Annotated in this window: 18 protein-coding genes; 11 read left to right on the top strand and 7 right to left on the bottom strand. The window is 68.8% G+C overall.

The features are described 5' to 3' along the window. Window positions 1-2: 2 nt before the first annotated feature. From J2X21_RS03835 to J2X21_RS03850, 4 genes are all read right to left on the bottom strand, one after another. Window positions 3-380, bottom strand: a complete 378-nt coding sequence (locus J2X21_RS03835; protein ID WP_310325071.1) for a DUF1801 domain-containing protein — start codon at window positions 378-380, stop codon at window positions 3-5. 32 nt (window positions 381-412) lie between these two features. Further along, on the bottom strand, window positions 413-1,177 hold the full coding sequence (locus tag J2X21_RS03840) for a TerC family protein (protein WP_310325454.1): 765 nt from the start codon (window positions 1,175-1,177) through the stop codon (window positions 413-415). A 103-nt stretch (window positions 1,178-1,280) separates the two neighbouring features. Then, the gene (locus J2X21_RS03845; RefSeq protein ID WP_310325074.1) at window positions 1,281-2,294 is read right to left on the bottom strand and encodes a 2-dehydropantoate 2-reductase; all 1,014 of its coding nucleotides are present in this window, start codon (window positions 2,292-2,294) and stop codon (window positions 1,281-1,283) included. Window positions 2,295-2,306: 12 nt separating this feature from the next. Then, window positions 2,307-2,849 carry an Mpo1 family 2-hydroxy fatty acid dioxygenase gene (locus J2X21_RS03850; RefSeq protein ID WP_310325076.1) on the bottom strand — a complete coding sequence of 181 codons (543 nt, stop codon included), beginning with the start codon at window positions 2,847-2,849 and terminating at the stop codon, window positions 2,307-2,309. A gap of 102 nt (window positions 2,850-2,951) precedes the next feature. On the opposite strand from J2X21_RS03850, the gene J2X21_RS03855 reads away from it, so the two are divergent. Then, complete coding sequence (locus J2X21_RS03855; protein ID WP_310325077.1) at window positions 2,952-3,554, top strand: YceI family protein; 603 nt, start codon at window positions 2,952-2,954, stop codon at window positions 3,552-3,554. On the opposite strand, the gene J2X21_RS03860 is transcribed toward J2X21_RS03855, so the two are convergent. The 3 genes from J2X21_RS03860 to moaA are packed head-to-tail and all read right to left on the bottom strand — an operon-like array spanning window position 3,545 to window position 5,721. Further along, the gene (locus J2X21_RS03860) at window positions 3,545-4,072 is read right to left on the bottom strand and encodes a GNAT family N-acetyltransferase (RefSeq protein WP_310325079.1); all 528 of its coding nucleotides are present in this window, start codon (window positions 4,070-4,072) and stop codon (window positions 3,545-3,547) included. The two genes, J2X21_RS03855 and J2X21_RS03860, sit on opposite strands and share 10 nt — an antisense overlap. Further along, window positions 4,065-4,625: a molybdenum cofactor guanylyltransferase MobA gene (mobA, locus tag J2X21_RS03865; RefSeq protein ID WP_310325082.1), complete on the bottom strand. Its 561-nt coding sequence runs from the start codon at window positions 4,623-4,625 to the stop codon at window positions 4,065-4,067. Before mobA ends, J2X21_RS03860 begins: the two co-directional genes overlap by 8 nt. Beyond that, window positions 4,618-5,721, bottom strand: coding sequence for a GTP 3',8-cyclase MoaA (gene moaA, locus J2X21_RS03870; protein ID WP_310325085.1), 1,104 nt, complete (start codon window positions 5,719-5,721; stop codon window positions 4,618-4,620). The genes mobA and moaA overlap by 8 nt, the downstream gene beginning before the upstream one ends. Before the next feature lie 74 nt (window positions 5,722-5,795). Between moaA and J2X21_RS03875 the strand changes: the two genes are divergently transcribed. From J2X21_RS03875 to J2X21_RS03920, 10 genes are all read left to right on the top strand, one after another. Beyond that, window positions 5,796-6,737, top strand: a complete 942-nt coding sequence (locus tag J2X21_RS03875; protein ID WP_310325088.1) for a PfkB family carbohydrate kinase — start codon at window positions 5,796-5,798, stop codon at window positions 6,735-6,737. Between the two features lie 74 nt (window positions 6,738-6,811). Then, complete coding sequence (locus tag J2X21_RS03880) at window positions 6,812-7,615, top strand: enoyl-CoA hydratase-related protein (protein WP_310325091.1); 804 nt, start codon at window positions 6,812-6,814, stop codon at window positions 7,613-7,615. A gap of 2 nt (window positions 7,616-7,617) precedes the next feature. Beyond that, window positions 7,618-8,046: a hydroxyphenylacetyl-CoA thioesterase PaaI gene (gene paaI, locus J2X21_RS03885; protein ID WP_310325095.1), complete on the top strand. Its 429-nt coding sequence runs from the start codon at window positions 7,618-7,620 to the stop codon at window positions 8,044-8,046. Next, on the top strand, window positions 8,043-9,344 hold the full coding sequence (gene paaK / locus J2X21_RS03890; RefSeq protein WP_310325098.1) for a phenylacetate--CoA ligase PaaK: 1,302 nt from the start codon (window positions 8,043-8,045) through the stop codon (window positions 9,342-9,344). The genes paaI and paaK overlap by 4 nt, the downstream gene beginning before the upstream one ends. A gap of 102 nt (window positions 9,345-9,446) precedes the next feature. Beyond that, window positions 9,447-10,451 carry a 1,2-phenylacetyl-CoA epoxidase subunit PaaA gene (gene paaA / locus J2X21_RS03895; RefSeq protein ID WP_310325100.1) on the top strand — a complete coding sequence of 335 codons (1,005 nt, stop codon included), beginning with the start codon at window positions 9,447-9,449 and terminating at the stop codon, window positions 10,449-10,451. Beyond that, the gene (gene paaB / locus J2X21_RS03900) at window positions 10,451-10,744 is read left to right on the top strand and encodes a 1,2-phenylacetyl-CoA epoxidase subunit PaaB (protein ID WP_310325102.1); all 294 of its coding nucleotides are present in this window, start codon (window positions 10,451-10,453) and stop codon (window positions 10,742-10,744) included. Before paaA ends, paaB begins: the two co-directional genes overlap by 1 nt. Continuing rightward, complete coding sequence (gene paaC, locus J2X21_RS03905; protein WP_310325104.1) at window positions 10,744-11,508, top strand: 1,2-phenylacetyl-CoA epoxidase subunit PaaC; 765 nt, start codon at window positions 10,744-10,746, stop codon at window positions 11,506-11,508. Before paaB ends, paaC begins: the two co-directional genes overlap by 1 nt. After that, window positions 11,508-11,975: a 1,2-phenylacetyl-CoA epoxidase subunit PaaD gene (gene paaD, locus J2X21_RS03910; RefSeq protein WP_310325106.1), complete on the top strand. Its 468-nt coding sequence runs from the start codon at window positions 11,508-11,510 to the stop codon at window positions 11,973-11,975. Before paaC ends, paaD begins: the two co-directional genes overlap by 1 nt. A gap of 4 nt (window positions 11,976-11,979) precedes the next feature. Then, the gene (gene paaE / locus J2X21_RS03915; protein WP_310325108.1) at window positions 11,980-13,038 is read left to right on the top strand and encodes a 1,2-phenylacetyl-CoA epoxidase subunit PaaE; all 1,059 of its coding nucleotides are present in this window, start codon (window positions 11,980-11,982) and stop codon (window positions 13,036-13,038) included. Beyond that, window positions 13,038-13,655, top strand: a complete 618-nt coding sequence (locus J2X21_RS03920) for a TetR/AcrR family transcriptional regulator (RefSeq protein ID WP_310325110.1) — start codon at window positions 13,038-13,040, stop codon at window positions 13,653-13,655. The genes paaE and J2X21_RS03920 overlap by 1 nt, the downstream gene beginning before the upstream one ends. The last annotated feature ends 20 nt before the right edge of the window (window positions 13,656-13,675 follow it).

Here is a 13,675-nt window from a genome sequence, read left to right on the forward strand (position 1 = left end):
CTTCAACGCGCGCGCTGGCGCATGTCGACGGCGGCGGTGGTGATCAGCGTACGCAGCGCCGCGTCGTCGACGGCCTCACCGGGCCTCAGCTTCACGTGCCGCATGAAGCGACCGCTGCCTTGCAGCAGGCCGGCCGGGTCCGGCAGCAGCGCGCCCAGAAAAAAGCCCACGTTGACGTGGGCCGTGAAGCTGTTGACGTAGGCGAAGGCGGCGTCGCCGACGCAGGCGGTGGGATGGCCGTCGTGCAGCAGTTCCTGCACATCGTTGCCGCAGTCGCGCATGAGGCTGAACCAGTGGCGGGCCATGCCGCCGAGCTGGCCGCGGGCGTCAAACCACGCGGCGATGCCGGCGTCGTGCCGGACCGCGGTCGGGAAGCGCATCAGCCTTTCCATGACCGCGGTGCCGCAAGCGTTCAGTCGTCGCCGCCCGGGATCTGCTGGCGCAGCTTGACCTTGGTGTCAGCGTTCTTGCGCATCTTGATGTTGATCATCTCGACGCCCAGCGAGAACGCCATCGCGAAGTAGATGTAGCCCTTGGGCACGTGGTGGCCGAAGCCTTCCGCCACCAGCACCACACCCACCACGACGAGGAAGCTCAGCGCCAGCATCTTGATGGTCGGGTGGTTGGACACGAACTGGCCGATGGGGCGGGCGAACAGCATCATCAGGGCGACCGACGCGATGACGGCGGCGATCATGATGCGCACGTCGCTGACCATGCCCACGGCGGTGATGATGGAGTCCAGCGAGAACACCAGGTCGATCAGCATGATCTGCACGATGGCTGCGCTGAAGGCAGCCTTGGCGGCCTTGCCGGTGCTGACCTCGTGCGCTTCGTCTTCACCTTCCAGCGAGCCGTGGATCTCGACCGTGCTCTTCCAGATCAGGAACAGACCGCCGCCGATGAGGATCAAGTCTCGGCCCGAGAAGCCGTAGCCGAACAGCGTGAACAGCGGCTCGGTCATGCCGACGATCCAGGCCAGCGTCATCAGCAGCGCGATGCGCATGAACATGGCCATGAACAGGCCCAGGCGCCGCGCCGTCTCCTGCTGCGCCTTGGGCAGCTTGTCCACCAGGATGCTGATGAAGATGATGTTGTCTATGCCCAGCACCAGCTCCAGGGCGGTCAGGGTCGCGAGCGCGATCCAGGTCTGTGGGTTGCTGAGCAGTTCGATCAGGGTCATGGTCGTGGGGCGGCGGCCGTGGAAAAACCGGCATTGTCGCAATTGGTGTCGCAAGCGGCGACTGAATATTGCTTCGGCTTTTACGTAGATCGGGCGTTCAGGTCAGTCCCAGCGCCCGCAGCAGCTCGGCGGGCGAGTGTGGGCGGCGGCGCTTGGGCCAGGCTTGCACCAGCGCTTGCATGCGCGCGTTCAGCGGCGCCTGGCGGTTCAGGCCCTGGGCCAGCCGCACGATCTCGCCGCACAGCGCATCGATCTCGGTGATGCGGCCGACGGCCAGGTCGTCGGCCATGCTGGAGCGGGCCTCGTCGTCGATGCGCAGCATGCGCGCGGCCACCAGCCGGAACAGCGGCGTGGGCAGGCGCAGCACCTGCAGCAGGCGGCGCGGCGGCAGCGGTGTCAGCTGCGCGACCGGGCGCTGCGCGGCGTCCAGCAGGTCCAGCGCCTCCTGCTGCAGCGCCGCCAGCGCGCGGCGGTAGCCGCGCTCCAGCAGTTGCGCCCGCAGGGGCCGGCCGGACAGCGCATTGACCGGGTTGTTCAGGTTCAGCAGCAGCTTGCCCCACTGCACCGGCGCCAGGTCTTCATGCAGATGCAGCTTCATGCCCATGCGGCCCAGCGCCGTCTGCCACGCTGCCAGTGCGACATCAGAGGCCCGGCCCTCGGCGGCCAGCGAGCCGTCGGTGCCGCGGTGGTAGTGCCCAGGCGCCAGCTCGGCGATGTTGAACGGCACCATGCCGGCATGCCAGTGCAGCTGCGGCACGGTGGCGCGGGCCAGCTCGGCGTTGGCGACGCCGTTCTGCAGGCTGACGACGGGTGTGCCCTGCGGCAGCGTCAGCCCCAGCGCGGTGGCCGCCTCGGCGGTGGCACCGGACTTCACGCACAGCAGCACCAGATCGGGTTTGAGGCCGGCGGGCGGCTGTTCGTGCAGGCGCAGGTCCAGCGCCGGGATGCGGCGGTCCAGCCCGTTCTGGTCGGTCAACCGGAGGCCGTTCTTGCGCAAGCCGGTCAGCACGCGCGGGCGGCCGACGAAGTGGACCGGCACACCGGCCAGCTGGGTCAGGCCGCCGATGAAACAGCCGACGGAGCCGGCGCCCATGACGAGAACGCCGGTCATCGCGTCAGCGCGTCAAACAGGATGGGCCAGGTCGCGCAGATGCGTCGGGCCGACGCGCTTCTCGATCTCTTCCAGCAGCGGGCGGCCCCAGCCCAGCATGAACATGGCCTCGCCGACGACGAACATCGGGCCCACCAGCAGGCCCACCAGGTCGTCGACGAAGGCGGGCTTGCGGCCTTCGTAATAGTGGCCCACGAACTGCAGCACCCAGCCCACGACGAAGCTGCCCACGCCGATGACCAGCCAGCCGGTCGTTGTCGCGCCCTGGATGGCGGTCATGGCCAGCGCGGTCAACACGCCGTTGACGATGGCCGTGGCGGCGCCCAGCACGAGATTGCCGCGCGTCAGGTACCACAGCGCCGTGACGGCCCACAGCACGATGGCCGCGTTCATGGGCGTGGCGCCCACGTGGAACTCGGCGCGCGCCAGCAGCGCGCTGATCGCGAACACGATGAGCGGGATGCCGACGAAGTGCGTCGCGATGTTGCGGCGGTCGCGGTGGTAGGCGGCGTACTGCGCCATCAGGTCAAGGGCGGGGCGGAACAGGCTGGCCATGTCGGGGCTCCGTTGAGGAGATGGGCCTATGCTAGTCCAGCCCGGCGCGGGAACGTCGCGCTCCAGCACGCAAAACCTCCGCGAATTCCCCAGTTGAGCACGTTGTCCTTCGTCCGCCGCACCTTGCTGATCGCTGTCGCCGCCGTCGTGCTGGCGGGCTGCGCCGGTGCGCCCGCGCCCGTTGCCGCACCAGCCGTCCAGGGGCAGGCCCTGCATGTGCTGGTCTTCCGGGGCGGGGCCGCGGCGCGCCTGGGGCACAACCATGTGTTGCGGGCGGGCGACCTGCGTGTGGAGTGGGCCGCCGCAGGGCCGGTGCTGCGGTTCCGGCTGGACGCGCTGGTGGTCGACCCGCCCGAACTGCGCGCCGCGTTGGGCGTCGACTTCGCCAGCGCGGTGGACGCCGACGCGCGCGCCGGCACGCGGGCCAACCTGCTGAAGGCGCTGGATGCCGCCACGCACCCCGAGGTGGCAGTGCGCACGCTGCAGCAGGTGGGTGACGGCGCCAGGCGCGCGGTGGAGGCCGAGATCACGCTGCACGGCCAGAGCCGCCGGCAATGGTTTGTCGTTGACGTGGACGGGCGCCGCGCAAGCGGCCAGGTGGTCGTGCGGCAGAGCGACTTCGGCATCCAACCCTTCGCGGTGATGGGCGGGCTGTTGGCGGTGCAAGATGCGCTCGTGGTGCAGTTCGAGCTGGTTCAGCCCTGAAGCCTGAGCAGCATCAAGTCCTTGTCCAGCCGGCGTCCGTCGGGCAGGCGCACTGCGTCGGGCAGGCAGCCGTAGCGCTGGAAGCCCATGCTGGCGTACAGGCCGATGGCCGCGTGGTTGCTGGACGTCACGCTCAACGTCAGCTGGGCCAGGCCCGGCACCGCCTGCAGCCGCACGATGGCGGCGGCCAGCAGCGCGCGGCCGATGCCGCGGCCCACATGGGTGTCGGCCACCATCATGCCCAGCAGCTGCGCGATGTGCTGCACCTTGCGGCGCGGTTCGCGCTCGAAGGTCAACGCGCCCACCACGCGGTCGCCGTCCACGGCCAGCAGCGTGAACAGCGTCGTGCCGCCCTGGCCGCCGGGCAGTCGGCTGCGGTAGCTGCCCAGGTCGCGCCGGCCCTCCGTCTCGGCGTCGGATGTGAAGGCCTCGGGGTGACCTGCCAGCATCGCGTCGCGCAGCGCTTTGTAGGCCAGCAGGTCGGTTTCCTGCATCAGGCGCAAGACGACTTCAGCCATGCAGGTCCGCCAGGCGGTTGAGGTTGGCGAAGGCGGCCTCGTCGTCGAAGTGCGCGATGCCATGCGGCTGCGACAGCATCCAGCGCAGCACGGCGCGGCCACCGGACTGCAGATGTGCAGCCAGCGGCTCGCGCAGTCGGGCGTGCAGCAGCGCATGCGTCGGGTGCTCGCGACCGGCCCGCGCGAAGGCCAGACCGTGGGGCTGGGCGGCATCGAACAGGCGCTGCGCCAGATCCAGCGGCAAGTGTGGGCAGTCGCTGGGCGCGGTCAGCAGCCAGGCGTCGCCGGGCAGCGTGTGCAGGCCGGCCAGCATGCCGGCCAGCGGGCCGGTGAACTCCAGGCCGGGCGGGTCGGTGACGACTTGATGGCCCAGCGCGGCGTAGGCGTCGACGTTGCGGTTGGCGCTGATCAGCACAGGGCCGGCCTGCGGCGCGAGGCGGGCGATGACATGCGACACCAGCGGCTTGCCATCCAGCAGCTGCAGCCCCTTGTCCACGCCGCCCATGCGGCTACCGCGGCCGCCGGCGAGGACGAGGGCGTGAAGTTCAGCCACCGATGTAGTGCATCTCGACGCGGGGCTCGGCCATGGCTTCGGCGGTCCCGCGCAGCTGCGAGTAGCGGTCCGTGCGGCCGGTCCACACACCCGCGACGGCACCCGCCAGCTGCTCGTCGCTGACCGGCTCCAGCCCGCGCAGCAGGCCGCGCAGGTCATGCCCGCGGCTGGCGAACAGGCAGGTGTAGAGCCGCCCCTCGGTCGACAGCCGCGCGCGGTTGCAGTCGCCGCAGAAGGCTTGCGTCACGCTGGAGATGAAGCCCACCTCGCCGCCGCCATCGGCATAGGCCCAGCGCTCGGCCGTCTCGCCGGGTGCGCTGGCCGACAGCGGCACCAGCGGAAACTCGGCCGCGATGCGGCGTTGCACCTCGTGGCTGGGCAGCACCTGATCCATGCGCCAGCCGTTGGTGGCGCCCACGTCCATGTATTCGATGAAGCGCAGCGTCACGCCGCTGCCCCTGAAGTGGCGTGCCATCGGCAGGATCTGGTCGTCGTTGACGCCGCGCTGCACGACCATGTTGACCTTGATGGGCCCCAGACCCGCGGCCTGCGCGGCGCGTATGCCGTCCAGCACGTCGGCGACCGGGAAGCCCACGTCGTTCATGCGCTGGAACACGGCGTCGTCCAGTCCGTCCAGACTGACCGTCAGGCGGTTCAGGCCGGCCGTCTTCAGGCTCGCGGCCTTTTTCACCAGAGTGGAGCCGTTGGTGGTCAGCGTCAGGTCCAGCGCCCGCCCGTCGGGCGTGCGCAGCGCGGCGAGCTGGGCGATGAGCGCCTCCAGGCCGCGGCGCAGCGTGGGTTCGCCGCCCGTGATGCGCAGCTTCTCGACGCCCAGAGCCACGAAGACGCGGGCCAGCCGCGTGATCTCCTCAAAACTGAGGAGGTCGGCATGGGGAAGGAATTCATGGTGTTTGCCGAACACCTGCTTGGGCATGCAGTAGCCGCAGCGGAAGTTGCAACGGTCCGTCACCGAGATGCGCAGATCCCGCAGGGGCCGGCCCCGTGCGTCGAGCAGCGGCATGCCGACGCGGACCGGCGCCACCGCAAGGGGGTGCAGCGAGCGGCTGTCGTGCAGGGGAATGACGCGTCCGGACATGGGGTGATTGTCGCAGCGACGCCATAGCCCCGGGCACTTGCGGCCCTCGCGTGGGCGCGCTTGAATCCACACGAATGGCCCAGATCCTCCACCCCGACCTGCCGCATTTCATTGCCTTCGGCGAAGCGCTGACCGATCTGACCCGCATCGGTGCCGACCGCTGGCGCAGCAGCTGTGGTGGCTCGCCGTGGAGCGTGGCCGTGGCGATGTCCACGCTGGGGCAGCTGAGCGCCTTTGCCGGTGCCATCAGCCGCGACGCGTTCGGCGACGAGATCTGGCGCTGCAGCCAGGCCGCGCACCTGGACCTGCGCTTCCTGCAGCAACTGGCCCGGCCGCCGCTGCTGGTCGTGACGCATGAGGTGGACCCGCCCCGCGCCTTCTTCATCGGCCAGGACAGCGCCGACCTGCATTTCCGGCCCGACGGCCTGCCGGCAGGCTGGACGCGCTCGCTGCGCTGGGCGCATTTCGGCAGCCTGGGGCTGGTGCGCCCGCCATTGGCGCCGCGCTTGCTTGCACTGGCGCAGGCCTTGAAGGCCGAAGGGCGGTTGATCAGCTATGACCCCAACTTCCGCGCGCCGCCCATGGACGCGAGCTATGACGACACCTTGGAGCAGATGTGCCGGCTGGCCGACGTCATCAAGGTGTCCGAGGCGGACCTGCGCGGGCTGTTCCGGCTGCCGGACCACCGCTCCGGCCTGGCGCAGATCGCCGCCTGGAACCCCGGTGCCTGGCTGCTGCTGACGCGCGGCGAGGCCGGCGCGACGCTGTACCACGGCGTGGAGGAATGCACCGCCCTGCCGCCCCGGGTGGACGTGGTGGACGCCGTGGGCGCCAGCGATGCGAGGCTCGCCGCCTTGCTGGACAGCCTGATGCGCGACGCTGGCGCGCCGGCCGAGGTACATCTGCGCTGGTCTCTGGCCGCTGGTGCCACCGCCTGCACTGCCGCCGGCTTCGCGCCGCCTCTGCCTGCCCTGGTGGCAGCCCTGGTGGACGGCGTCCAGGTCGTCAAAACCTAGGGTTTTCTCCAGGCCTCCTTGATTCGGCCGGAGGAGGCTTCTACGATTAACCGACCGGTCGGTAGAGAAATCCCATGTCCGAACAACTGATCCAGATCGAACAGCAGGGCGCGGTGCGCGTCATGCGCCTGAACCGCCCCGAGGCGCTGAACGCGTTCACGGCCGGCATGCTGGGCCAGCTGCGCCAGGCGCTGCAGGCGGCGGCCGAGGACGGCCAGGTGCGCTGCGTGCTCATCACGGGCGCCGGCCGCGCCTTCAGCGCCGGCCAGGACCTGGCCGACCCGCACGTGGCACCCAGCCGCGAGCCGGGGGCCGCGCCCAAGGACATCGGCCACATGCTGGATCACTACTACATCCCGCTGGCGCTGCGGCTGCGCAGCATGCCGGTGCCGGTGGTGGCGGCCGTCAATGGCGTGGCGGCTGGCGCCGGCGCCAACCTGGCTTTCGGCTGCGACCTGGTGGTGGCCGCCGAGAGCGCCAGCTTCATCCAGGCCTTCTCCAAGATCGGCCTGATCCCGGACTGCGGCGGCACCTGGCTGCTGCCGCGGCTGGTGGGCCGCGCCAAGGCGCTGGAACTGGCGCTGCTGGGCGACAAGGTAAAGGCGCCCGAGGCGCAGGCGCTGGGCCTGATCGCCCGCGTGGTGCCCGATGCCGAGCTGCAGGACACGGCCCTGGCGCTGGCCCAGAAGCTGGCCGGCATGCCGACGCGGGCGCTGGCCGAGACGCGCCGCGCGCTGGACGACGCGCTGCTGGTGGACTACGAGTCCGCGCTGAAGCGCGAAGGTGGCCTGCAAAGCCAGCTGGGCTTCTCGCACGACTACCTGGAGGGCGTTGCCGCCTTCCTGGACAAGCGCGCCCCCGAGTTCAAGGACCGCTGAACATGGACGCGCAAGCCACAGCCGAAAAGGTCCGCGACACGATGTTGGCGGACGATGCCGCCACCCGCATGCTGGGCATGCAGATCGCGGAGGTTGGACCCGGACGCGCGGTCGTCACGATGACCGTGCGGGCCGACATGCTGAACGGCTTCGCGATCTGCCACGGCGGGTTGATCGCCACGCTGGCGGACTCGGCGTTTGCATTCGCCTGCAATGCCCGCAACGCGCTGACGGTGGCGTCGGGCTTCGGCATCGACATCCTGAAGTCCGCGAAGTTGAATGACGTGCTGACGGCGACGGCGGAGGAGACATCGCTGGCAGGCCGCACGGGGCTGTACGACGTGACGGTGAAGAACCAGAACGGCGACCTGATCGCGATGTTCCGTGGCAGGTCCTACCGCCTCGGCGAAAGAAAGGTGTTTGAAGCATGACGGCGAAGACGCCTCAACCCGGTGACCTCGAGCCCATCGAGACCGCCAGCCGCGACGAACTGCAGGCCTTGCAGCTGCAGCGCCTGCGCTGGAGCCTGCAGCACGCCTATGACAACGTGCCGCACTACAAGGCCAGCTTCGACGCGGCCGGCGTGCATCCGTCTGACCTGAAGACGCTGGCGGACCTGGCGAAGTTCCCCTTCACGACCAAGCAGGACCTGCGCGCCAACTACCCCTTTGGCCTGTTCGCCGTGCCGCGCGAGAAGATGGCGCGCATCCATGCGTCGTCTGGCACCACGGGCAAGCCCACCGTGGTCGGCTACACGCTGCAGGACATCGACAACTGGGCCAATCTCGTCGCGCGCTCCATCCGCGCCGCCGGTGGCCGTGCGGGCGATCTGGTGCATGTGGCCTACGGCTACGGCCTGTTCACGGGCGGCCTGGGCGCGCACTACGGCGCCGAGCGGCTGGGCTGCACGGTCGTCCCGATGAGCGGCGGCCAGACCGAGAAGCAGGTGCAGCTGATCACCGACTTCAAGCCCGACATCATCATGGTCACGCCCAGCTACATGCAGGTGCTGATCGAGGAGTTCACGCGCCAGGGGCTGGATGCGAAGGCGTCGTCGCTGAAGGTGGGCATCTTCGGCGCCGAACCGTGGACCGAGGCGATGCGCCGCGAGATCGAGGCCGGCGCCGGCATCGACGCGGTGGACATCTACGGCCTGTCCGAAGTGATGGGTCCGGGCGTGGCCAGCGAGTGCATCGAGAGCAAGGACGGCCCGGTGATCTGGGAAGACCATTTCTATCCGGAGATCATCGATCCCGACACCGGCGAGGTGCTGCCCGACGGCAGCGAGGGCGAGCTGGTGTTCACGTCGCTGACCAAGGAGGCCATGCCCGTCATCCGCTACCGCACGCGCGATCTGACCCGCTTGCTGCCGCCCACCTCGCGCAGCATGCGTCGCATCGGCAAGATCGTCGGTCGCAGCGACGACATGCTCATCATCCGCGGCGTGAACCTGTTCCCCACGCAGGTGGAGGAGCTGGTGCTGCAGGAGAAGGGGCTGGGCGGGCAGTACCAACTGGTCGTGACTCGCAACGGCCACCTGGACGAGTTGCTGATCCGCTGCGAGCTGGCGCTGGGCGCGACCGATGACGGCATTGCCAAGCGCTTGTCCGAACGCATCAAGAACCTGATCGGTGTGACCGCGACCGTCAACGTCGAGCCGAACAATTCCATCGAACGCACGCTGGTCGGCAAGGCCAGGCGCGTCGTGGATCAACGTAAGCAGCGATGAATACCAAAGGCAACCACAGAGGCACAGAGACACAGAGAGAGCGCCCTCTGAGTTCCTCCGTGTCTCTGTGCCTCTGTGGTTGCATTTCTTTAGGAGCTTGAGATGTATACACAAGCCATGGACCTGATGGCCCGCGAGGCCAAGCCCAAGGTGGTCAAGTCCGCCGAGGAACTGGCCCGCGAGGAAGCGTTTGAAGCCCGCATCGATGCCGGTGACTTCATCGAAGCCAAGGACTGGATGCCCGAGCACTACCGCAAGACGCTCGTGCGGCAGATCAGTCAGCACGCGCACAGCGAAATCGTCGGCATGCTGCCCGAGGGCAACTGGATCACGCGCGCGCCGACGCTGAAGCGCAAGGCGATTCTTCTTGCCAAGGTGCAGGACGAGGGCGGCCATGGCCTGTACCTCTACGCCGCCGCCGAGACGCTGGGCACCAGCCGAGACGAGATGACCGAGGCGCTGCTGTCCGGCAAGGCCAAGTACAGCTCCATCTTCAACTACCCCACGCTGACCTGGGCCGACATCGGCGTCATCGGCTGGCTGGTGGATGGTGCCGCCATCATGAACCAGGTGCCGCTGTGCAGGTGTTCCTATGCGCCTTATGCGCGGGCCATGATCCGCGTCTGCCGCGAGGAGAGCTTCCATCAGCGCCAGGGCTACGAGAGCCTGCTGACGATGATGACGCACGGCACCGCAGCGCAGAAGGCCATGGTGCAGGACGCCGTGAACCGCTGGTGGTGGCCTTCGCTGATGATGTTCGGCCCGGCGGACAAGGATTCGCCCAACTCCGAGCAGAGCATGCGCTGGGGCATCAAGCGCGTCACCAACGACCAGCTGCGCCAGAAGTTCGTCGACGCGACGATTCCGCAGGCCGACATCCTCGGCGTGACGGTGCCGGACCCGGCGCTGAAGTGGAACGCCGAGCGTGACAGCTACGACTTCGGCGACATCGACTGGGCCGAGTTCTGGCGCGTGGTGGGCGGTGAAGGTCCGTGCAACCGCGAGCGCCTGGCCGCCCGCAACAAGGCCTGGGACGACGGCGCCTGGGTGCGCGATGCGGCGCTGGCCCACGCCCGCAAGCAAGCGACGAAAGCAGAGGCAGCCTGATGAGCAATCCGAAGAACGAATGGCCGCTGTGGGAAGTGTTCGTCCGCAGCAAGGCGGGCCTGGACCACAAGCACTGCGGCAGCCTGCACGCGCCCGATTCGTCGATGGCCATCCAGATGGCCCGCGACGTCTACACGCGTCGCCAGGAAGGCACCAGCATCTGGGTCGTGCGCTCCGAGCAGATCGTCGCCAGCGACCCGACCGAGAAGGGCAGCCTGTTCGAGCCGGCCGACGACAAGGTCTACCGCCATCCGACGTTCTATGAACTGCCGGATGAACTGAACCACATGTGATGGACGCCAAGACCACCTACGTCCTGCGCCTCGCGGACACCTGCCTCATCCACAGCCAGCGGCTGTCGGAATGGGCCGGCCACGCACCGGTGCTGGAGGAAGACCTCGCGCTGTCCAACATCGCACTGGACCTGCTGGGCCAGGCACGCGCGCTGCTGACGCATGCCGGCCAGCTCGAAGGCGCCGGCCGCGATGAAGACCAGCTCGCCTTCCTGCGCGAGGAGCGCGAGTACCGCAACATCATCCTCGTCGAGCTGCCCAACGCGGCGGCCAGCCCCAGCGATGGCGGCGGCGGGCGCGACTTCGCGCTGACGACGATCCGCAACGCCGCCATGGCCATCTGGCTGGAGCTGCTGTACGAGCGACTGCAGACCAGCCTGGACACCGAACTGGCCGGCATTGCCGCCAAGTCGCTGAAGGAAGTGCGCTACCACCGCCAGCACAGCAGCGACTGGGTTGTTCGCCTGGGCGACGGCACGGCGGAGTCGCAGGCCCGCATGCAGGCCGCGTTGAACGTGCTGTGGCCGTATTTCAACGAACTGTTCGCCGCCGAGGGCGTGGATGGCGTCGGCCCCGCGTGGAACGAGCTGGAGCCCGAGTGGCGCACCCGTTGGACCACGCTGATGCAGGAAGCCATGCTCGCGCTGCCGCGCGACAGCGCGATGCAGCCGCGCGGTATCGACGGCGTCCACAGCGAGCACATGGGCCACATGTTGGGCACCATGCAGTTCCTGCAGCGCACCTACCCGGGTGGAGTCTGGTGATGAACCTCGCCGCCGCCCGCGAGCGCCTGGCGCAGGTGCCTGATCCCGAGATCCCCGCGGTGACGCTGGTGGACCTGGGCATCGTGCGCGACCTGCGCGAGACGGCGTCGGGCGTCGAGGTCGTGCTGACGCCCACCTACAGCGGCTGCCCGGCCACCGAGCTGATTGCCGACGACGTGCGCGCCGCGCTGGCAGAGTTCGGCGACGTGACCGTCACGCTGCAGCGCGCGCCGGCCTGGAGCACCGACTGGATCACGCCCGAGGGCCGCGAGAAGCTGCAGCAGTACGGCATCGTGCCGCCGCAGTGCAGCGCCGAGCAGGCCATCAAGGTCGTGCCGCGGCTGCGCTGCCCGCGCTGTGACAGCGGCTCGACGCAGCAACTGTCCCGCTTCGGCTCCACCGCCTGCAAGTCCACGTGGCGCTGCATCGAGTGCCTGGAACCCTTCGAATACTTCAAGCCCATTTAAAGCAATGGCTATCCAGTTCCACCCGCTTCGCGTGTCTTCGGTCGAGCGCGATACCGACGACGCGATGGTGGTCGGCTTCGACGCACCCGAAGGCTTCACCTTCGAGCCTGGCCAATACCTGACGTTGCGCACCCACATCGCTGGCCAGGAGCTGCGCCGCAGCTACTCCATCTGTTCCGACCGCCAGCTGCGCGTCGGCATCCGCCGCGTCGAAGGTGGCGCGTTCTCCACCTGGGTGCATGAGCGGCTGCAGCCGGGCGATCTGATCGAGTCCTACCCGCCGCAGGGCCGCTTCGTGCTGCCGGCCGCGCGGGCCGAAGGGCGCCACGTGCTGTTCATCGCCGGTGGCTCGGGCATCACGCCCATCCTGGCTCTGCTGACGGCGCTGCTGGAGCGCGAACCGGCCGCGCGCGCGACGCTGATCTACGCCAACCGCCGCACCGCGTCGACGATGTTCAAGGAAGAACTCGAAGACCTGAAGAACCGCTTCATGACGCGGCTGTCGCTGCACCTGATCTTCAGCCGCGAGGTCGTCGACGCGCCGCTGTACGGCGGCCGCCTGGACGCCGGCAAGCTCAGCGTGTTCCTGTCCGGCCCGGTGCCGGCGGCGAGCCTTGACGAAGTCTTCGTCTGCGGCCCGTTCGAGATGAACGACCAGGCCGAGGCCGCGCTGCTGGGCTCGGGTGTGCCGGCCAATCGCATTCACATCGAGCGCTTCGGCACGCCGGAGACGCTGAGCGGCCGACCTGTGCCGCACGAGGTCAAGCCCGGCGATGCGCCCGAGGCACGCGTGACCGTCATCCGCGACGGCCTGTCGCGCGAGATCGAGTTCCATGCCGGCGACCCCAGCCTGCTGGACGCCGCCGCCCGCGAAGGCATGGACGTGCCGTTCTCCTGCAAGAGCGGCGTGTGCTCCACCTGCCGCTGCAAGCTCATCGAGGGCCAGGTGCGCATGGACAAGAATTTCGCGCTCGACAAGGCCGAGGTCGCTGCCGGGTTCATCCTGAGCTGCCAGGCCCACCCGTTGACCGACAAGGTCGTCATTTCCTTTGATGAACGTTGATGGCCCGCAAACGCGCCCCCGGCTTTGAAGCGCAACGCGAGGACATCCTCGCCGCCGCCGCCCGGCTGTTCGCCGAACAAGGCTTCAGCGCCACGTCCATGAACCAGGTCGCCGAGGCCTGCGGCGTGGCCAAGCCGACGCTGTACCACTACTTCCAGGACAAGCAGGAGCTGCTGGCGCAGATCTGCGACAGCCATGTGCATGCGCTGCTGGCGCTGGTTGCCGACGTCAAGGCGCGGCAGCTCGCGCCCGACGCCCAGCTGCGCGCGCTGATCGAGGGCTTCACGCGCGCCTATGCCGACGCGCAGGACCAGCACCGCGTGCTGACCAGCGAGATCAAGTTCCTGGCCGACGAGGAGCGCGAACGCCTGCTGGACGTGGAGCGCCGCGTCGTGGGCGAGTTCGCTTCGGCCATCGCCAGCGTGCGGCCCGAACTGAGTGACGCCAAACTGCACAAGCCGTTGACCATGTTGCTCTTTGGCATGATCAACTGGACCTTCACCTGGCTGCGCCCCGATGGCGAGCTTTCGCACGAGGCGCTGGCTGACCTGGTCAGCGACCTGTTCTTTGGCGGCCTGGGCGCGGTGCGCGCGCCCCAGACCACCGCCGTTCAATAACCCCTGAGGAGACCCCCGTG

The sequence above is a fragment of the Roseateles asaccharophilus genome (assembly GCF_031458115.1).
GTDB classification, from domain to species: domain Bacteria; phylum Pseudomonadota; class Gammaproteobacteria; order Burkholderiales; family Burkholderiaceae_C; genus Pelomonas; species Pelomonas asaccharophilus_A.